Here is a 20,774-nt window from a genome sequence, read left to right on the forward strand (position 1 = left end):
TATGGCCCTCGATCGGTTTCCGACCCTGGTGGAGCTGGTGCGGTGGCGCGCGCAGGCGCATCCCGACCGCATGGCCTACCGGTTCCTGCCCGATGGAGAACGCGAAACTGCAAGGTTCACCTACGCCGAGATCGACCGGCGGGCCCGAGCCATAGCGGCACGACTGCAAGGTGAAAGCGCGCCGGGCGACCGGGTGTTGATCACCTATCCGGCCGAGGCCGCAAACCATTACATGGAAGCGTTTCTCGGCTGCCTCTACGCCGGAGTTATCGCCGTTCCGTGCGACGCTCCGCGTTCGGCAGCAAGCGTGCAGCGTCTGGCATCGGTGCGCCGCGATGCCCAACCCGTGTTCGCCCTCGGCGAGGACATCGATGTCGCCGAGATCCCGGATGCGCTGGCGGAACAGTGGCGCGAGCCGCCGTTGCGGCCGGACTCGTTGGCGCTGCTGCAGTACACGTCGGGCTCGACACGTCAGCCGCGCGGCGTGATGGTCAGCCACGGCAACATCATGGCCAACGAACACGCCATCTCGGTGGCCTGCAGGAACGACGAGAATTCCAACTTCGTCGGCTGGCTTCCGCTGTTCCACGACATGGGCATGATCGCCAACGCGCTGCAGCCGTTGTATCTGGGCTCGACTTCGATTCTCATGCCCCCCGGCGCCTTCTTAGCCAGGCCGGCGCGCTGGCTTGAGGCGACCACCCGCTATCGCGGCGTCACCGGGGGAGGACCCAACTTCGCCTTCGATCTGTGTGTAGCCCGCGTGAGTCAGGCCGAAAGGGAGCACCTCGATCTGTCGTCGTGGAAGGCGGCCTTCAACGGCGCCGAGGTCGTGCGCGAAGCCACGATCCGCCGATTCACCAAGCAGTTCGCCTCGTGCGGTTTCGCGCCAGAGACGTTCTTCGCATGCTATGGGCTGGCCGAGGCGACGTTGATCGTCTCGGGTGCGCCACGCGGAGCGGTCCCTCGGATCGTGGCGGCCGATGCGGCGGCGTTGCGGCTCAATAAGATCGAGCCTGCTGGCGCGGCGGGTCAGGCATTGGTCAGCAGCGGCGTGCCGGTACCTGACACTGTGGTCACGATCCGGGATCCGTCGACGGGCGCGGTCCTGCCGCAAGCGGAGGTGGGCGAAATCTTCGTCCACGGCCCAGGTGTGGCCGGTGGCTATTGGGGTGACGCTGAGGCGACCGCGCACACGTTCCCGGGCGAGCGCACCCTGCGCACCGGTGACCTCGGCGCGCTGGTCGACGGCGAGCTGTTCGTGGTGGGGCGGTGCAAGGACCTCATTGTGGTTCGCGGGCAGAACCACCACCCGGCCGATCTCGAGTGGACGGTGGAACGCTGCCACCGTGCCCTACGCCCCTCCTGCGGGGCTGTGGTCACGCACGACGACGGGCAGGTCGAACGGATCGTCGTCATCCATGAGGCGGCGGGCGACGCGGACATCGACGAGGTTGCCGAGGCAGTCCGGCGTGCGGTCGCCCAATGGCACGGACTGCATGTCGACACTGTCGTACTCACCGCGAAGGGCTCGGTCCTCAAAACCACCAGTGGCAAAATAAGGCGCTCTGCGTGCCGGGACGCCTGGCTGGCAGGCGACCTGCCGATCATCGGGTTAAGCGACCACTCACGCCCGATCACAGCCGAAGAGATCCTGGAGATGGTCGCCCACCGGATCGGCGCCGACGGTGTCCTGGACTCGCTTACCGCTGTCGAGCTCCAGCACCTACTGCAAACCAAATACGGGATTCATCTTCCGCCGCTGGCATTGCTGGGAGACGCGTCCTTCGTCGAACGGGCCATTGCGGAAAGCCGGCCCATTACCGCATCGGCCGAGGATGGAAATACCGGCCCCATCGGTGCGACGGCTGCGGCGCTGTGGTTCGAAAGCGAGCTGGCACCGCACCGATCCGCGTATGCGCTCAAGCGGACGTTGCGTATTCACGGCCCCGTGGACGAAGCCGCGCTAGCCCAAGCGATCGCCACCGTTGTCGAGCGGCACCCGGCGCTGCGCACCTCATTCGGATGGCACGACGGCCAGCTGCGGCAGACGGTTTCCGGCGTCGAGGATCCCCTTGTCGAGATCACCCTGGCCGACCGGGAACTGGTCATCGAGGCGCACCATGCTGTCGCCGATCTGTGGTCGTTCGGGGTTCTCATCCGCGAGATCGCGGCGCTCTACCGAGGCGCGCCGCTGCCGCCGGTGTCGAGCACGCCGATCGCGCATGCGCACAAGGAGGCCGCGCTGCTGGCCTCACCCGAAGGCGAACGTCTGGGTGACTACTGGCGAGCCCGGCTGGCCGGCGCACCTGTGCTGCTCGACGTGCCCACCGACCGACCTCGCCCCACCTCGCGTAGCTTCCGCGGCCTGTCGCACCCGCTGGAGGTGAGCGCGCAGACCACCGCACGGCTGCGAGAGATCGCCCGGCAGCACCGCTGCACGATGTTCACGGTAGTCCTTGCCGCATACCAGGTGTGGCTGTCCCGCCTGTGCGGGCAACGAGAACTCGTCGTCGGCGTGCTCACCAGCGGGCGCGACGACGCGACCCTAGCCGACGCGATCGGGTGTTTCGTGAACACCGTTCCGGTCCGCGGCCGGGTCCACGGAACCTTTACCGAGCTGCTTGAGCGCACACGACCAGAGGTGCTGGGGGATCTAGCTCACTCGGCGATGCCTCTGTCCGAGATCGTGCGCAGACTCGGGCCGGCTCGGGAGCCGGGGCGGGCGGCCTTGGTACAGGCGATGCTGGTGTTTCAACAGGAACGTGACGAAGGGCTGCGCGCATTGGCCTTGGGCCGCGGCGGGCGCTTGCGCCTGGAGGGGCTTGACGCGGAGGTGCTTGCGGCCCACCAGGACTGGACACACCTCGACCTCACGCTCAACCTCGCCGAAATCGGCGATCAGCTGGTCGGCACCATCGAATGCGATGCGGCGCTGTTCGAGCCGGAAACCGCAGCGGCATTCGCCTCGCGCTTCGCATACCTGCTTGAACAGCTGTCGAGCCGGCCCGGCCTGCCGGTCAATGCGCATCCGATCCTCACTCCGGCCGAACGAAACGCGGCGATTGAAGCCGCACAGGGGAAGCGGCTCGACCGGTCAGCGGCCGGGCTGCACGAGCTGGCCGATGCCGTCTGCGTGTCGCAGCCGATGGACGACGGAACCAGTGCGCACTTGTCCGGACGCATGTTGCGGCGATGGGTAAATGCCGTGGCCGCCGAACTGAATGGCGAACCACGTGTCGGAATCGTGCTCGATCGATGCCTGGGTCTGCCCGTGGCGATGCTGGCCGCCCTCGAAAGCGGCGCGGCATACGTGCCCGCGGACCCCCACGATCCTCGCATCACTGCGATCCTGGCCGGCGCGGATGTGGTCATCACCGACGCGGCGCATCGGTGGCTGGTGCCCGAGGGCAAACGCGTCATCGACGTCGACGCCCACCGGCAGGGCCTGACAGCCGGGGGCAAGCCGCCGGTCCACCCGGAGCAGCCCGCGTATGTGATCCATACTTCGGGTTCGACCGGCGCGCCCAAGGGCGTGGTCGTGCCGCACCGCGGGATCGTCAACCGCCTGTTGTGGATGCAGCAGACCATGCCCATCGGTCCGACCGATCGCGTGCTGCACAAGACGCCGGCAACATTCGACGTGTCTGTGTGGGAGATCTTCTGGCCTCTCAGGCAGGGTGCCACCCTCGTCATCGGCCCGCCCGGCCTGCACCGCGATCCTCACCGGTTGGCCGAGTTGATGCGCCGCGAGCAGGTGACGGTCGCGCACATGGTGCCCTCGGTGATAGCCCCGATGGACGTCCCCTCGTTGCGGCACCTGGTGTTCAGCGGCGAAACCCTGCCCCCGCATACCGCCGCACAGACGCAAGCGGCGCTCGGCAGCAACACCACGATATGGAACCTCTACGGGCCCACAGAGGCGTCCGTGGATGTGACCGCGTGGCAGTACGACGGAACCGGCGAGGTGCCGATAGGCACACCGATCGCCAACGTCGACGTGCACGTGCTCGGGCCGGGACTTGAGCCGCAACCCGACGGGGTCAAAGGTGAGATCTACATCGGAGGAATTGGGCTTGCGCACGGCTATCTGAACCAGCCCGGTCGCACAGCTGAGGTGTTCGTCCCGGACCCGCTCAGCCCGGCGCCCGGCGCCCGCCTCTACCGCACCGGCGACATCGGCCTACGCAGGCCCGACAGTGCCATCGTGTATGTCGGACGCACGGACCACCAGATCAAGCTGGCAGGCAACCGCATCGAGCTTGGCGAGGTGGAGGAAGCGCTGCGGGCCGCGCCAGGCGTGAAAGCGGCCGCGGTCGCGCTGCATGGCATGCATCTGGTGGGCTACGTCGTCGGAGACGCCGAGATCGGCGCGGTCCGCGAACATCTGCGCGGCGTCCTGCCCCCGGCGCATATTCCCTCGCATCTCCACCAGTTGGAGCGATTGCCGACCACGCCCAATGGCAAGCTTGATCGTCGGAGCCTGCCCGCACCGGAGCCTGGTGGCGGTCCGGTCTGGACACCCGCCCGCACGCCCGCCGAGCTGCACCTCGCCGCATGCTGGGCGAAGGTGCTTGGCCGAAGCGATGTCGGCATCGACGACGACTTCTTCACCGCCGGTGGAGACTCGATCCTGGCCCTGCGCGCCGTCGCCGCCATGCGCGAGGCGGGCACGCAAGTCAGCATCGGCCAGCTGATGGCAGGCGCCACCATACGCACCCTCGGCGCGCTTAGCCCGATGGCGATCACGCAGTCCCTGACCTTGCCCGCATTTGCGTTGTGTCCACCGGAAGTGCGTGCGTCGCTGCCCGACGACGTGGTCGACGCCTATCCCGCTTCGATGGCGCAGCGCGCCGTGCTCTTTCATCAGATGGAGGGCGAGCGCCACGAGACCTACGTGACCACTGTCCAGGTGCGAGCTCGGTTCGACGAGCGCACCCTGCGCACGGCCATCGCCCGCCTCATCGAACGGCATGCGTACCTTCGCTCCACTTTGGACCTGATGTCCTATCGTGAACCGTTGCAGCTCGTCCGCGCCACGATGGAGGTCGGTCTCACGATCGGCGAGATCGTCGTGGCTGCCGAACGGAAAGCGCCGTTCGATGTTAGCTCCGGTCCGCTGATCCGGTTCCGGGCGAATCCGGGCGACAACGGTGAGTTTCAACTGGCCGTGATCAGTTTCGCGCTCGATGGGTGGTGTACGGCAACCGTGCTCACCGAACTGCTGAGCGACTACGGCGCCATGCTTTCCGGACGCGGGGCCACGCTGCTCGTGCCGCCGTGCGGCTACGCCGACTTCGTCGCGCTGGAGCGTGAGGCCATGGAATCAAGGCCCACACAGGACTTCTGGATGCGGGAGCTGGCTAATGTCCAGCCGGGCAGGCTACCGCGCACGGCACGGCACGACGACGGTCCCGAGGCCCGCCTCACCCGGCGAATCACCGTGCCGGTCGCGGCCGAGACCGTCGACGCGCTGCGGCGCATTGGCGTCCCGCTGAAAACCTCACTGCTGGCGGCTCATCTGCGGGTGGTCCGGCTGCTGACCGGTAGGCGGGAGGTCGTCACCGGGCTGGAGACCAACGGGCGACCCGAGATCGCCGGCGGTGACACCGTCGTCGGAGTGTTCAACAACATCATTCCTTTGCGGGTACCCGTCGAAGGCACCTGGGCGCAGCTGATCCGCGCGGTGGATGCGGCGCAGATCCGGGTGACCCCCCATCGCCGCTACCCTCTGGTCCTGCAGGACAGCAGCCTGTTCGACACGATGTTCGTCTACACCCACTTCCATCTCTATCGCGATCTGTCGCATGTAGACGGAATCGAACTCGTGGGTGGGGACGCACCGGACCGCACCTACGTGCCACTGACCGCCCACTTCAACACCGACGCCGCCACGGGAGCATTGAGCCTGCTGCTCGACTACGACCCTATGGACGTTGATGACGAGCAAGCACGGCTGTGGGCCTTTTGCTACGAGCGCGCCACGCAAAGCCTGGCCAATGGTCTGGATCGATCGTGCCTGCGCGATCCGTTGCTGCCCGCCAGCGAACTGCGACGGGTCGTCAATGCCGCCACAGGAACCAAGGCACCGGCCGCCGGTGCGGTGCACGCACTCATCGGCGCCCAAGCGCGCCGGACCCCCGAGGCGATCGCCGTGGCGACACCAGGGCTCCAGCTGACCTATCGCGAGCTCATGCGGCGCTCCGCGCTGCTGGCCACGGCATTGCGCGCCAATGGGGTCGGTACGGACGTCCTTGTCGCGTTGCCCGGCCGCCGTGAGGCGGGCTTCGTGATCGGACTGCTTGCTGTGCTGCGAGCCGGTGGGGCATACCTGCCGATCGATCCGGGCACCCCTGCCAAACGGGTGTCCGCGATGCTGGGCGAGGCCGGGGTACGCGTTCTCATCGGCTCGGGCGACGACGCCGACTTGGCCCCGCGCGGTTGCGTTGTGGTTAGGCCGGACGCCATAGGCGAAGGCGGTCTGCCGAGCACAACCGACTCAGCCGCACTGGCCTACGCGTTGCCGACATCGGGTTCGACCGGTGTGCCGAAGGTGGTCGGTGTCCCGCATAGCGCTGTGTCCACCTATCTGCGATGGTGCGCGGCCGAATACTCGCCAGGTATCGGGCGGACCCCGGTGCACTCGCCAGTGGCGTTCGACTTGACCGTGACCAGCCTGCTCGCCCCGCTGATCGCGGGCGGAACGGTCGACCTGATTCCGGACGAGGCCTTGGGGGAGGCGCTCACCGCCGGAGCGGCCGGGCCGTTGAAGATGACGCCGGGCCACTTCGCCGCTGTCGGTACCCAAATGAAAATCATGCAACGGCGTCCAGCGAGCTCCTGCATCGTCCTGGGCGGGGAAGCTCTGCGGCGTCAGCAACTGACGCCGTGGGCCGGGCTGCTGCCAGAAGCGCGGATCGTCAACGAATACGGGCCGACCGAGGCGACCGTCGGGTGCAGCGTGCACGATGTGGCACTCGACGCGGTCGAGGACCCGGTCCCCATCGGGCGGCCGATTATGGGTGCGTCGATATATGTGCTCGACGACGGCTTGCCCGTGCCGGACGGTGTCGTGGCCGAGCTGGCCATCGGCGGGGCTGGTCTGGCCAGAGGATATCTGGGCCGGCCGGGCGAGACCGCCGCCCGATTCGTGCCGGACCCGTTCGGCGTGGGCGCACGCATGTTCCGCTCGGGCGACCAGGGCTATCGCGACCGCGACGGCGTGTTGCACTACGCCGGGCGGGCCGATCGGCAGATCAAGGTACGAGGCTACCGGATCGAGCCGGGCGAGGTCGAACACGTGCTGTGCCAGCATCCCGCGGTGCGCCAGGCGGCGGTGGTGCTCAGCCGCACCAGCCGATTGGCCGGATACTGGGTCGGCGACGCCGACGCCGGCGACCTCAGCGACTGGCTGCGGGATCGGTTGCCGCCCTACATGATTCCGGATTTCCTTTTGCGGGTACCGATGCTGCCGTTGACCGCACGCGGCAAGGTCGACTATGCGGCGCTGCCGGATCCTCACGGCGGCCGCAGGGAAACACTCGTCGCACTCGCCGCCCGCATCCCCGACGAGACCGCACGCCAGCTGATCCGGGAGCGGCCATGACCGAGCTTTTCGAGCTCATCAGGGTGGCGCGCGGCGCGCCCGGCCGAAGGACGGTGGCGCTATGACCGATGAGGCGATGGCTCAGCTGACGCCGGCACAGCGCGAGCTCGTGCGGCTGTGGATGGAGTCGGCTATTGAGGATGAACCGACTTCGGCGGTCTACGCCGCACCAAGCACCGAACAGGAGTGGCTGCTCGCCGACATCTGGCAGGAAGTCCTTCAGCACGCCCCGATCGGCATCGACGACGACTACTTCCGGCTTGGCGGCGACTCCATTACGGCGATCGTGGTCATCGCCAAAGCACAGGCGGCGGGAATCGACCTGACCACGCAGGACCTGTTGGGCTTGCGCACGATACGGAAGATCGCCGAAGCGGTGACTGCTTTCGCGGCTCCAGCCGCTTCCACGATCGATGGACAGCTCACGCCGATGCAGAAGGGCATGCTGTTCGACATCCTCAGCGAGCCGGACCAGGCGTCGTACGTGGTCCAGGTCGGCGCACAGCTGGACGGAGACGTGGATCCCGCCGGCCTGATCGCGGCGTGGACCGAGGTCGTCCGCAGACACCCAGCGCTGCGGATGTCGATCCAACACGATGAGTCCGGGCCGCGAGCCGTGCTACACCCGGCCGTGACCGTGCCGGTGGAAACACACGACCTGCGTGCGCTTCCGGTCGGCGAGCAGGAGCGCTGGGTCGAGGCCTACCTGGCCCGCGATCGCGACGTTGCCTTCGATCTCCGCACACCGCCACTGTTGCGCTTGGGTCTGCTCATGCTCGGCGCGCGAAGGTGCCGGCTGGTGCTGACCCACCATCACTTGCTGCTCGACGGATGGTCGCAGCAGATCGTGCTGCGCGAGTTCATCTCGCTCTACGACGGCGCCACGCTGCCTCCCGCCGCGCCCACACGCATCACGCATCCCGAAGGCGATGCCGGCTTCTGGCGGGAGCATTTGGCTGGATTCACGCCCGCCAAGACGGTCCCTGGTCGCCAAGGCCCGCCCGCCTACACGACAACCGTGGAGACACTGCCAGATGTCCTTGCCCAAGGACTGGCTGCCCTTGCCCGGCGAGCCGGCGTTACCGTACCCACACTCGTGTATGGCGGATGGGCGCTGCTCATCGCAGAACTGACCGGTCGACGTGATATCGCCTTCGGTGTAACGGTTTCCGGCCGCAGCTCCGAAGCTGATGCCGTCGGCATGTTCATCAACACGCTGCCGCTGCGGATTCAGGTCGATCGGCAGGAGCTGGTCCTGCCCTGGCTGAGCCACGTCCTCGGGCTGCAGACGGATCTGCTGAGCGTGCAACACAGTTCGCTGCCGGATATCGCGAGATGCTTGGCTGAGCCCGCGCCGGCCAGGGATCTGTTCGACACGATCGTCGTGGTGGAGAACTTCCCGCAGCCGATCCGCGAGGGTCATCAATCTCGGCGGCTGCGGATCAGTGACGTCACCACCTACATCGTGGAGGGCTATCCGCTGGTCCTGGAGGTGAACACGGCGTCACCGATGCGGCTGGCGCTCCGAGTCGACACCGCGGCTTACTCCGAGGTGCTCGCCCGATACCTGGGCTATCTGCGCCGACTGTGCGCCGGAGTGGGCCAGGACACCACGGTCGGGGAGCTTGTCGACGCATTGGCCCGACGCGTGACCTCGGTGCCGCGTCAGCGAGTGGAGTCGCCATGAGCTGGCTGGCCGACTTCGGAGCGGGGTGCCGCGACTTCGGGCGGCTCCTGCGCGGACACTCGAAGCGCTACCGGACCGCGCGCCTTCAGGACATCGCGACTGCCGCTGTACGCCACCGGTCGCCGGCCCGCGCCTGGGTCGTACCCACGATCAACTTCACCATCCGCACGCGGCAGGCAATGACCCGCACACTGTGGCTGGAACCGCGCCAGATAGCTTCACGGTTCCGCCACCGGCCCACCGTAGACGTGCGACGTTGCGACATCTCGGTGCTGTGCCCGACGCGGGAACGGGTGAGCGGGCTGGCCCGGCTGATCGGAAGCATGCGGCGCACAGCGCATGACACCACGCGGATTCAGGTGCTGTGCTATGTGGACAGTGACGATCGTCTGCTCGAAAAGTACCGGGCATATGCGAGCCGCAATCCCTACGTCAAGCTCATCGTCGGCGACCCGGTTGGCGTTCCGGCCACCTGGAACGCACTTGCCAGAGAGGCCAAGGGCGATGTGCTGCTGATGGCCAACGACGACCAATTCTACGTCGACCACGGGTGGGACTTGGCGATCGATCGGACAGTCGCTGAGTACGACGAGCGCTATCCCGACGGCGTGTATTGCCTCTACTTCGACGGCGGTCAGTATTCGCAAGGCGGGGCGGACTTTCCCATCGTCAGCAGGGCCTGGTACGAGGCCCTGGGCTACTACTCGACCGAGCTGTTTCAGCAATGGCAGGCCGAGCGCTGGATCTTCGATATCGCCGAGCGGATCGAGCGCCTGCACCCGATCCCGGGGGTGTTCGTCGACCACCTCCACTACCAGGACTACAAGGCGCCGTTTGACGCCACGTATCAGCGACACCGGCTCACCCGGGAGAAGTCGCTGGCCGATCAGGCGCTGTTTCACCGGATGGCGCCCAAGCGTGAACAGGAAGCCGAACGGCTGCGCCGGTTCATCGCCGAATCTGTGCCGCAGCCGGCTGTCGCCGAGGAGAAGGACGTGCCCGGATATCTGATCCAGAGCCTGCGCCGGCACTACGCGAACCTCATCGACGCATGGCATTACGGCGCCCGCACCGACGACGCGCACGCCTGCGCCGAACTCGCCGTGGCCCAAGGGGTCTGGGACCTTCCCATGCAGCGGGCGAGGGAGCACGTACCCGGGCTGGAAGCCAGTGCTCTTCACGACCCGAAGAGCTTGTGGTTCATCGCGTATCTGGAGGAAAACTATCCGCAGATCCGTGCAGAGATCGAGCGGGTGCTCGACACCTCGATCGACCCGGTCCGGCCCACCACCGATGACGACGGGCTCATTCGCCACGGGCAGTGGAAGCAGGCTCACCTGTTCCGCGATGGACAGTGGCAGGAGCAGGTCTGCGCGCATTTCCCGGTCACCCGTGCCCTGCTTGAGCAGATCCCCGAGGTGACCACGTTCAGCCCCGGTGTCATCACGGTCTCGCGGGTGGAGCCTGGGACGCACATCATGCCGCACTGTGGTCCGACCAATGCCCTGGTACGGGTGCACCTTCCGATCAAGATCCCACCCGGTGTGTGGATCAAGGTGGGCGGGCAGCGGCTGGTGTGGGAGGAGGGGCGATGCCTGATCTTCGACGACTCCTTTGAACACGAGGTGGGCCACGACGGCACTGAGGATCGGGTGGTGCTGATCCTGGACACGCTGCACCCCGACCTCGCCGGCGACCACGAACAGCGGCTGCTGCAGCGTCGCCTCAACACCGAAGAGCAGATTGTGGCGTTCATGCGCGATGGCGACTTCGGCCGGGCGGAGGTACGCGACGGTGAGGTCGTGATCCGTCCGGGTTCGGGCATGTGCGACCGGCTGGTGCGTGACATGAACGACGCCGATATCGTTGGTGCCCGGCTAAGCGGCGATGACGTGACCTGGCAACGAGCCGGTGAGGCGCGATGACCGAGCAGCTGGAATCAGGCGGCCACCGTTACCTCGAACAGGTGGCGCGCGGCATTCTCTGCGACCTCATCGACACCTGGCACGCGGCCGGAGAGCCGGAAAGGGCGGCCGAGTGCGCGAAACTGGCGGTGGCACAAGGAGTCTGGCAGCACGCCGCGCAACGTCCCCGTGACCTGATCGCGGGCCTGTCCGCCAAGCCGTTGCACGATCCTGTCGGGTTCTGGTTTACCGCCTTGATCGAGGAGCGGTTCCCAGAGATCCGGGCCGAGATTCTCGCCGCCGTGGGCAGCGTGGAGGCCTGCCTGTTCGGTGAGGGGCGCTGGCGTGAGGATGAATGCGCTGGTTTGCTCGTGACCAGGGCGGTGCTTGCGCAGATTCCGGAGATCACCACATTCAACCCCGGCACTATTGCGATCTCCCGGTTCAGGCCGGGTACCCGTGTCGTGCCGCAATGCGGTGCGACCAACGCGATTTTGCGTGTATATCTGCCTATCAGCGGCATCGAGGGCGCGTGGATGCGGGTCGCGCAGGAAGTCGTCCGGTGGGAGGAAGGCCGCTGTGTCGTGCTCGACGACTCGTTCGAACGCGAGGTCAAACATGAGGGTACCGAAGACTTCGTGGCGTTGGTCTTGGAGTTGGTACATCCCGACCTGGATCCCGCGCATCGCGCGCGGCTGCTGAACCACCGCCTGACCCCCGAGGAACGCATCGCAGCGCTCATGCGCGAACGCGGCCTCGAGGCGGTATCCTATCACGACGGTGAGGTCACTTTGCACCCGGGCGAAGAGATGCGTCAGCTGGTATTCCAGTACATGCGGGCGGCCGGAGTGAGTGGCGTGGAAGTCGACGGCGACCGAGTGCGGTGGTGGCAAGCCACCACGGAATCGGCTTAGCGATGTGCGGCATCGTCGCGATTGTGTCAGCGGCCGGAGGCCAGGCGGAGGTCGATGTCGCCCCTGCAGTGCGGTGTCTGGCCCACCGCGGACCGGACGGTGCCGGTAGCTGGGTCAGCGCATGCGGTCGTGCCGCGCTCGGGCACACCCGGCTGGCTGTGGTCGACCTTGCCGGTGGCCACCAGCCGATGCACACCTTCGACGGGGCCTACCACCTGGTGGCCAACGGCGAGTTTTACGGATACGAGGCCATCCGGGCCGAGCTGCTGCGGCGGGGCCGCCGATTGCAGTCCGCGGCTGACAGCGAGATCGCTCTTCATCTTTACGCCGAGCAAGGTCATGAGGCGCTACATCGGTTGCGCGGCGAGTTCGCCTTCGTCATCTGGGATCAGCGGCGGGGCGAGCTGTTCGCCGCTCGCGACCGGTTCGGCATCAAGCCGCTCTACTACGCCCGTCACAATGGCCGGATCATCTTTGCTTCCGAGGTCAAGGCGCTGCTTGCGCTCGGCGTGCCGGCGCGATGGGATTCCGAGTCGTTGGCGGCACACCTGTTGGTCTGTCACGCCGCCGACCGGACATTGTTTGAAGGCATTTTCCAGGTACCGCCCGGATGCTGGCTTCGCACCGACGGCACCAGCGTGCGAGTGGAACCCTACTGGGATCTGGATTTCCCGACCGCGGCACAGCTTTCCGACGCCGGTGATCGCCGAGCGCACCTGGCCCGAGTCAGGGACGCGGTCGTCGACAGTGTCGAGGTACGGCTGCGTGCCGATGTGCCGGTCGCGGCGCACCTCAGCGGCGGCCTGGACTCGGGCACGATCGTCGGGGTCGCCGCGGCCCGATCACATCCGGCCACGTTCACTGTGCGCTTCGACGAGGAGCCGTTCGACGAGGGTGCGGTCGCCCAACTCGTGGCCAAGCACGCCGGGGTGGCGAACACTGAGATCGCGTTCCAGCGCGCAGAATTCGCCAGGCATATCCGGCACACCATCGACTGCGGACAGATGCTGCAGGAGAACTCGCACGGCATTGCCCGGCTTTTGCAGAGCCGGGCCATCCGCGAAAGCGGCTACAAGGTGGTGTTGGCCGGCGAAGGCGGTGACGAGGTGTTCGCCGGGTACCCGCAGTCGCTGCGGGATCTGGCCCTGTCGCTGTCACCGCAGGCGCGTGAACGCGCCGACGCGGCCTACGCGCGTCTGCTCGCCACAGACGCAGCACCCGATCACCTGCGCCGCATGCTCTCACGGCTTGGGTTCATTCCTTCGTGGATCGTCGACCGTCACCTCGCGGTCGCGGCACAGCTGGGGCCGCTGCTGCGCCCAGAGTTCGCACAGCAGATTGCCCGATCCGATCCGTGCGGCGGACTGCTCGATAGCGCCGAATCCCAGTTGACCGCACGCACGCCGTATCACCAGTCCACCTATCTGTTCTACAAGACGTGGCTGTGCAACTATCTGCTGGCGGCCGAACGGCTCGACATGGCGCATGCGGTCGAGGTGCGATTGCCCTATTTGGACCATAACCTCATCGAGACGGTGAAGACGACGCCGCTTCAGTGGTATGTGGGAGAGGGGTCCAAGCCGCTGTTGCGGGATGCCATGCGCGAGTTCCACGCCCCGGGTGTGTCCTATGCCGAGAAGCGGCCGTTCTTCGCGCCGCCAGCGGTAGTGGACGAGGCGGCGTTGGCCACCATGCGTGAAATCCTCCTGGACGGAACGCTGGACTACTTGCCGTTCTTTGATCCCGGTGCGGTACGTGCGCTCGTCGACCGAGTCGCTGCCTCACCGCCGCAACGACGCGCCGGGTACGAGCGCATCCTGCAGCTGCTGACCGGAGTCGTGTTGCTCACCCACACGCTGGGCGTGGTGGCATGACGCCTATGGATATGTGTATGCGCCCGCACTACCTTGATATCCGAGTGGGAGGGCGGTGATCATGGGCGCAGCGCGGCTGGGGATGCGGCTCGCTGAGACCGGCGCCTACGCGACAGGGCAGGTGCTGCGGCTGTTCTGGCCGGTGCGTGCTCCGTCCAGACCGGAACGCGGGTTCCTGTGTTTGAGCGACCGGATCGCGCTGTTGCGCGCCACGGTGTCGAATTGGCCCTTGCTGGCGGTGGACAGGATCGCCCCGCGCGGCACCGAGTTGACCTACCGGACGGTCAACGGCCGCCGGGTCCATTGCCGGGCACGCACATCTGACCTGCTCGAGACCGTCATCGTCAGTTCCGGATTCGAGTATCCGGTGGAGCACCTGCGCATCGATGACGACCACCCGGTGGTTGTCGATGTCGGCGCGCACATCGGGACCTTCGCGCTCCTCATGGATTCCCTGCTCGGCGACCGGCCGTACAGAGGAGTCGCGCTCGAACCGATGGCGGAGAATTTCGCGCTGTTACAGGAAAATCTGCGGGCCAACCGGGTGACTGGCTTCACCACCGTCCAGGCGGCGGCAGCGTGCGCGGCAGGTGAGGGTTTCCTGCGCACGCGCGGGCAACCCGACACCGCCTTTCTGGACCCACGTGCCGACGAGGGGGAGCGTGTCCGCACCGTCGAGCTCGGCGAGCTGTGCCACACCATGGGATTGGACTGCATATCCCTGCTGAAGATGGACATCGAGGGCGGTGAGCATGACGTGCTGGCAGCCTCGTGGCCGTTTGTCGCTGAGCGGGTGAAGGTCATCGTCCTTGAGTTCCACGAAGACGGCCCCGGCCGCGACCTGGAGTCCCTACACATGCTTCTCGAGCCAGCCTTCACGATCAAGGTGCTACATCGTGGACCCACCCAGGGCGTCCTGATCGCCCGCGCACACGAGGCAGGTGAACATGTTGGCGGCTAGGCGTTGGCTCACTCCGCTGATGGTGATCGCGGCGCTCCTAACCGCTTCGTGTGATTCGGCAGGGACAGAGGTTCAGCCGACACCGACCAGCAACAGCGTCGTCGCCGCATCCGGACCGCAGGGGGAGGCGTTCTATCAACCACCCGCGCCACCGGCCGGTGCCAAGCCCGGCGATCTCATCTGGGCGCGGCCATACAGCGGGCTGAAGAACACCACCGGGTATCAAATCCTGTATTGGTCGCAGACCATCAACGGCGAGCTGGTGGCGACCTCCGGCGTGGCGTTCTGGCCGGTTCGCCCCAGACCGGAGCCACGAGCCATCGTGGCATGGGCGCCCGGCACAGCCGGACTCGGTGACCAGTGTGCGCCATCCAAGTGGGAATACGACCAGGAAAGCATGGCCAAATCGGTGGCCGGTCTCGTGGTCAAAAGCGACGCGATCTTCGTGGCCACCGACTACCAGGGCCTCGGGACGCCGGGCGAACATCCCTACCTTGTGGGTCATGCGGAGGGCCGCGATGTCCTCAACGCGATTCGCGCCGCGGCGAAGCTGACGGAAACGGCCAACCCGACCGCGGTGGTGCTGGGCGAGTCGCAGGGGGGCGGCGCCTCACTTTTCGCCGCCGAGCTTGCGCCAACCTATGCCCCCGATGTCAAGCTGGCTGGCGTGGCGGCGGTCGCGCCGCCGTCGGATCTTGCCACTCTTGCCTCCGCCTTGAACGGCAGCAAGTACTTCGGCTACACGCTGATGACCATCAACGGGATCGGGACCGCATACCCGGCTGCGGTGGCACCACAAGACGCGTTGACGGCCGCAGGCAAACAGGCACTATCGGTGATCCGCGAGGAGTGCAGCGATGTGATCCTGACCCGATATGCCGGCAAGAAGCAGGACGAGTTCGGCGTCGGGCCGATTCTGAGCTCAGCCGAATTCCTGCGACGGCTCCAGGACAACGAACCGGGGCGCACCAAAACCTCGGTGCCCATCCTCATCGTGCAGGGCGAAGCCGACGACACCATTCCGGTTGCCGGGACCCGCAAGCTGGTACAGGCCTACTGCGCTGCGGGCGTCCCGCTGACCGCGATGTTCCTGCCCGGCAAAGGCCATGCGGACAGCATGCTGGCCGCGATGCAAGACATCGTCCCCTACCTCACCGCGCGCATCAACGGCGAACCCGCGTCGTCGACCTGCGGGTAGTGCTTGCCACCAACGAACTGGAGACGTGCCAGATGAGCCGCATTCCCAAGGTGATCCACCAGTTGTACTTTCCGGACGAGTCCGCCGCGCCGGCCAGCTACCGGCAGTTCCGGCACAACGTTCTGGAAAGCCACCCTGACTGGCAGCACATGTTCTGGACCGAGTCCTCTGCCCGCGCCATGCTCCAGGAGCACTATCCATCCTTTCTGCCTGTCTACGACGGCTACCAGTACCGAATCCAGCGCTGTGACGCGATCCGCTACTTCCTGCTTCACAAATATGGCGGCTTTTACATCGATATGGATATCGAGTTCGTACGCCCTCTCGACACCTTGCTCGAGGACAGCGAGTTGATCTTCTGCAACCGTTCCTTCATCGGCAACGCCATCATGGGCAGCGCTGCAGAACATCCGCTGTGGCCCGACGTGTTCGAGGCGATGCGGCAGCGCAAGGACCGGCCGCCGATCCGGCTCACGCAGCTGGTGGACTGGAGCCAGGTTTACTACGTCAGCCGCAGCACCGGCTCGGAACTGCTGGAGGACTGCGTCATCAATGGCGGATACGCGGACAAGGACACGGTCAAGATTCTGCCGGGTCATGTCCTGGAAGCCGATCCGCAGTATCAGGTCGACCGGAACAAGGATCCCCTGCCCGGCTTCGAGGACATGTACTCCATCCACCACAAGGGCATGCGCGGCGTTCCGCTGCACCTGCGCGTCTTCAGCCAGGTCTGCTGTTCGGTCGTGCGGTCCGCGGAGTCGGTCCGCGGCTGGATCACCCCCAGGCGTGCAAGTCGATGATCCCACGCCTGCTCGCCGGGATTCCGTCGATCGCCGACTATGAACAGCTGCTGAGATCCACCGGTTTCGCGGAGGTCGAGCGGTACTCCGACGGGTTTCTCGCCACGCATCGTTCCGCGCTTTCGCCGTACAGCCGTAAATGGGTATCCGACCCTTTGCACCAGTGGAGCCGGCAATGGGAGTACCCGTTCACGCTGAGCAGGATCTCCACCGAACTTGAGCACAAGAGCTCCGATCAGCCGGTGCGGATCTTGGATGCCGGATCCGGCGTGACGTTCCTGCCTTTCCTGCTCACCGAGACTTTCCCCAACGCCACGGTTTGCTGCTGCGATTGGGATTCGTCGCTGACCCCGATCTTCGACGCGATCAACAAGGTCGCGCCGTCGCGGGTTGAATTCGTCACCGCCGACCTGCACGAGCTGCCGTTTGAGCCGGCCGAGTTCGACCTGGTCTACAGCGTCTCCGTCCTCGAACACACCGATCGGCACCCGGTGATCGTGGACGAGTTCCATCGTGTGCTCAAGCCGAACGGACGGCTCGTGCTGACCGTCGACCTGCCGGCGGCCCCGGGGGAGGCCCACGACACCAACGATCTGTTGTCGGCGCTGGCCAAAAAGTTTCATGACGACAGCGTGGACGGCGACACCGATCCGCTTCGGGACTGGGCAACGCAGGACAGGCTGACCACCACCTATGCGGCCGGCCTGGACCGGAGGCTGCTGCCGTGGCGGCATCCGTTTCTGTATCGGCTGTCGTGCCTGCTGAGCGGGCACGGGTGGGTGCAGTGGCCCCCGGCCATGACCTTCACCTGCATGAGCATGATTCGGACGGGTTGAACCGGGCCGCGCCGCGCGGCATAGGCTGTGCTTGATATTCGGTTCCGCGGATGAAAGGATCGCCAGCGTGACGCCCGACAACGGCTACACACAACAGGGTCTCGGCGTCCCCTGTCTCGTCGTTGACGATCTCGCCACGGCAGTCAGCTACTACCGCGACATCGTCGGATTCGACGTGGTGTACAAGCTGGACACCGAGACCACCCCGATGGCGTTGATGCGGGGGCATGGCGCCGGGCTGTTGCTGCAGGAGTCGGCGACGCGCTCGCGCCGAACAGATCAACCGGTTCCCACGGCGGGTCCCTGGGACGCCGCGCTGCTGGTGTCAGACCTGGACGGTTTTGTGGCCCGCTTGCAGTCGCATGGTGTCGAGGTGCTCGCCGAACCGTTGTCGGCGTTCGGTTCGCGGTTCGTGGATTTCGTTGACTGTGCGGGCAACGTGATCTGTGTCGGCGAGGGATCGGGAGACCTGATCGGTCTGCCGACGTCAGGTGGTGGCCGGTGGTCATCCAAGCTGCGCGATTTCTCCTTGGACCGAGCGGCCCGGCTGCGTTCGGCGGCCCGCACCGGGCTGGGCGCCCTGCGCAGACGTGAAGACCTGCGCGACCTGCGGCGTTTTTACCGGTCGCTTCCCGACCAGCGCGATGTTTACTACATGTTCTTCACCTCCGGTCTGCTGCATTGGGTCGCGGCGGCCGAGGCGTATGTGCCAGCCGACACCAATCTGGTGCTGATCGGTTCCGCGTTGACCGACGCCGAGCGCGCCTGGATCGCGGCCAAACTCGACCGGCCCTTCCATCACGTGCGCAGCCGAATCGACGACATCGCCGCCTGGCAACTCCTGTTCGAGGTGAACCAGCACAACTTCGGCTGGCTGGACATCGACTGCTTCGTCCTGAACCCGGAGATCTTCGCCGAGATGGCGGCGGTCGCGCCGCAGGTCTCGATGAACTGCGGCTGGGCGATGGCCAGCGACTTCGGGTTCCCGGTCGCCGGTACCCACCTGCTGTTCATCAATCAGAAAGCAATACACGCGGTGCGCTCGGCCGGAGTGGCCGCAGACCCCGGCACCTACGACTGGACCGGCTGCGCCCGCCCGTTGCCCCAGCTTGGCTTCAACCGGGTTCCGAGTGGGCGCACCCGCCGTCTGCTGCGCCAGGTGCTGCCCGATGACGGCACCGGCCGGCCACGACTCGTCAGCGGCGCCTTCTACGACACGCTTATGGTGTACCAAATGCTGGCCCGTGCGGTCGGCTTCCCAGTGCGGCAGGTCCGGCCGCTGGCCCGGCGCTGCACACTTCCGGTTGACGTCAACAGCACCGACCCGGCGCACTGGCCCGAAGACGTCTCCGACGAGCTGTTTCACCTATGCGGTATCAGCTACTACACAAGGTTCGCCGACAATCCGGGCCTACTCGCGTTATACGTAGGGGCGGAACTGGTCATGCTCGACAACCTGTTGTCGTTCAGCACGACCGAGCCGCCCGAGCAGTACGCCAGCAAACGAAACAAGATCATGGCCGATCTGGCGCGTCGCGGGCTTACCGCAACCGACGCCAGGGACCGGTTCCGGCGCCACCTTGTGGAAGGCCGCGGACTGGCCGGCGCTGCGGCCGACCGTGTGCTGGAGTCGGGCAGGCAGCGCGCTCGGTCCGCCATCGATTTGGTGACCTGAGGGGATCGACATGCAAATTGAGCGGCACTTCGACCTGCCCATCCCGCCGACGCCCGCTGACCTGGCCGCGGAGTCGGACGCCCGAGCGGCCGCGGCCGACATCGCCACCGACGACGCCCGGCAGGCCGTCGCCGACGAATACGGCTACCCGGACTGGACGGCGCTGGAGTCCTCGGCGGCACAACCGGTGGAGATCCGGCCAATCTCGAGGCTCGGTATCGACCTGAACGGTTACGAAGAGAACGCGCAGCTCTATCTGACTGAACTCTCCGAGGGCAGCCCGGCGGCCGCCCTGCGGTTCCGGGCTTATGTGCCGCGGTTGGCCGACGTGCAGGATCTCGCCTCGAGGGCCACGCTGGAGGACGCCAAGCTGGTGGTGGCGCGCGAGGTGGGGTGCCTGACCTGGCCCGAGCTGGTCGACACCGTGCAGCAGATGGCGATGCGCAAGTGGAGCGGAACCCGTTGGTGTGACGCCGACGGCACCCAAGGCGAGGTAGTGAAGGCGGTCCTTCGTGGCGAAGCCACACGCGTGCGAGAGCTGCTGGCTGCCCGCCCGGATCTGGTGGATCTGCGGGACGCCGACGGCGCAACGCTGCTGGAAACGATCGCTCAGCCCCATGGACTCGGCACCCACGTCGACGACCTTGCGGTGGTCCAGGCGATCACCGACTCTGGCGCCGACACCGACCGTGCGGTCAACCTCGCCGCCGGGTTCAACCGGGTGAACCTCCTGGACGCATTGCTTGCCGCCGGTGCCGACGTGACCAACACGGTCGAGTGGGGAATCACCCCGCTGGAGGCCGCCCTCTACCACGGCTCGGCCGAAGCGACCCAAACACTGGCCGCGGTGGCGATCGTGCCGCGGGCGTACTGGGTTGCCGCCGGCTGCAACCGGATCGACCTGTTGGAGGACTTCCACGACGAGAAAGGTGCGCTTCGCCCCGAGGCCTACCGATGGCGGCCCAACCTAGCCGACGTCGGCTGGCCGGTCGGGCCGCCCCTGCAAGACGATCAGAAGACGGTGATGGCCGAGGCATTCGGCTTCGCCTGCCAGGTTGGAGCGACCGACGCGGTGCGGTGGCTCATCGATCACGGCGTTGACATCAACGCCCAACCGTGGCCAGGCCTGACCGGGCTGCATTTCGCGGTAAGCGCCGGACGAGGCGACACAGTTGATCTGCTGATGGCACACGGCCCCGATCTGTCGATTAAGGACTTTCAGCACGACGCCACGGCGGTGCAGTGGGCCGAACATCATGCCTCCGCCCACCCGGACTCGCCTCGGATTCTCCAGCTGCTGTCCGACGCCGCCCGGTAGC

The 20,774-nt window shown here is 66.4% G+C and carries 11 protein-coding genes; all 11 read left to right on the forward strand.

The features are described 5' to 3' along the window. Window position 1: 1 nt before the first annotated feature. On the forward strand, window positions 2–7,606 hold the full coding sequence (locus tag Rhe02_RS07415) for a non-ribosomal peptide synthetase (protein WP_203907337.1): 7,605 nt from the start codon (window positions 2–4) through the stop codon (window positions 7,604–7,606). A gap of 61 nt (window positions 7,607–7,667) precedes the next feature. Next, window positions 7,668–9,293, forward strand: coding sequence for a condensation domain-containing protein (locus Rhe02_RS07420; protein ID WP_203907338.1), 1,626 nt, complete (start codon window positions 7,668–7,670; stop codon window positions 9,291–9,293). Continuing rightward, on the forward strand, window positions 9,290–11,218 hold the full coding sequence (locus Rhe02_RS07425) for an aspartyl/asparaginyl beta-hydroxylase domain-containing protein (RefSeq protein ID WP_203907339.1): 1,929 nt from the start codon (window positions 9,290–9,292) through the stop codon (window positions 11,216–11,218). Before Rhe02_RS07420 ends, Rhe02_RS07425 begins: the two co-directional genes overlap by 4 nt. Then, window positions 11,215–12,111 (forward strand): aspartyl/asparaginyl beta-hydroxylase domain-containing protein, encoded by an 897-nt coding sequence (locus tag Rhe02_RS07430; protein WP_203907340.1) that lies wholly within the window; start codon window positions 11,215–11,217, stop codon window positions 12,109–12,111. The genes Rhe02_RS07425 and Rhe02_RS07430 overlap by 4 nt, the downstream gene beginning before the upstream one ends. A 2-nt stretch (window positions 12,112–12,113) precedes the next feature. Beyond that, window positions 12,114–13,985: an asparagine synthase (glutamine-hydrolyzing) gene (gene asnB / locus Rhe02_RS07435; RefSeq protein ID WP_275412598.1), complete on the forward strand. Its 1,872-nt coding sequence runs from the start codon at window positions 12,114–12,116 to the stop codon at window positions 13,983–13,985. Between the two features lie 61 nt (window positions 13,986–14,046). Then, window positions 14,047–14,946 (forward strand): FkbM family methyltransferase, encoded by a 900-nt coding sequence (locus Rhe02_RS07440; protein ID WP_203907342.1) that lies wholly within the window; start codon window positions 14,047–14,049, stop codon window positions 14,944–14,946. Beyond that, a complete protein-coding gene (locus tag Rhe02_RS07445) occupies window positions 14,933–16,144 on the forward strand; it encodes a lipase family protein (RefSeq protein ID WP_203907343.1) in 1,212 nt (403 codons plus the stop codon). Before Rhe02_RS07440 ends, Rhe02_RS07445 begins: the two co-directional genes overlap by 14 nt. Next, window positions 16,144–16,944 (forward strand): glycosyltransferase family 32 protein, encoded by an 801-nt coding sequence (locus Rhe02_RS07450; RefSeq protein WP_203907344.1) that lies wholly within the window; start codon window positions 16,144–16,146, stop codon window positions 16,942–16,944. Before Rhe02_RS07445 ends, Rhe02_RS07450 begins: the two co-directional genes overlap by 1 nt. Further along, window positions 16,941–17,780 carry a class I SAM-dependent methyltransferase gene (locus tag Rhe02_RS07455; protein WP_203907345.1) on the forward strand — a complete coding sequence of 280 codons (840 nt, stop codon included), beginning with the start codon at window positions 16,941–16,943 and terminating at the stop codon, window positions 17,778–17,780. The genes Rhe02_RS07450 and Rhe02_RS07455 overlap by 4 nt, the downstream gene beginning before the upstream one ends. A 67-nt stretch (window positions 17,781–17,847) precedes the next feature. Continuing rightward, a complete protein-coding gene (locus tag Rhe02_RS07460) occupies window positions 17,848–19,455 on the forward strand; it encodes a VOC family protein (RefSeq protein ID WP_203907346.1) in 1,608 nt (535 codons plus the stop codon). Window positions 19,456–19,465: 10 nt separating this feature from the next. Beyond that, entirely contained in the window at window positions 19,466–20,773 is a 1,308-nt protein-coding gene (locus tag Rhe02_RS07465) for an ankyrin repeat domain-containing protein (protein ID WP_203907347.1), read from the forward strand. Window position 20,774 lies beyond the last annotated feature (1 nt).

It is taken from the genome of Rhizocola hellebori (assembly GCF_016862955.1).
GTDB lineage: Bacteria > Actinomycetota > Actinomycetes > Mycobacteriales > Micromonosporaceae > Rhizocola > Rhizocola hellebori.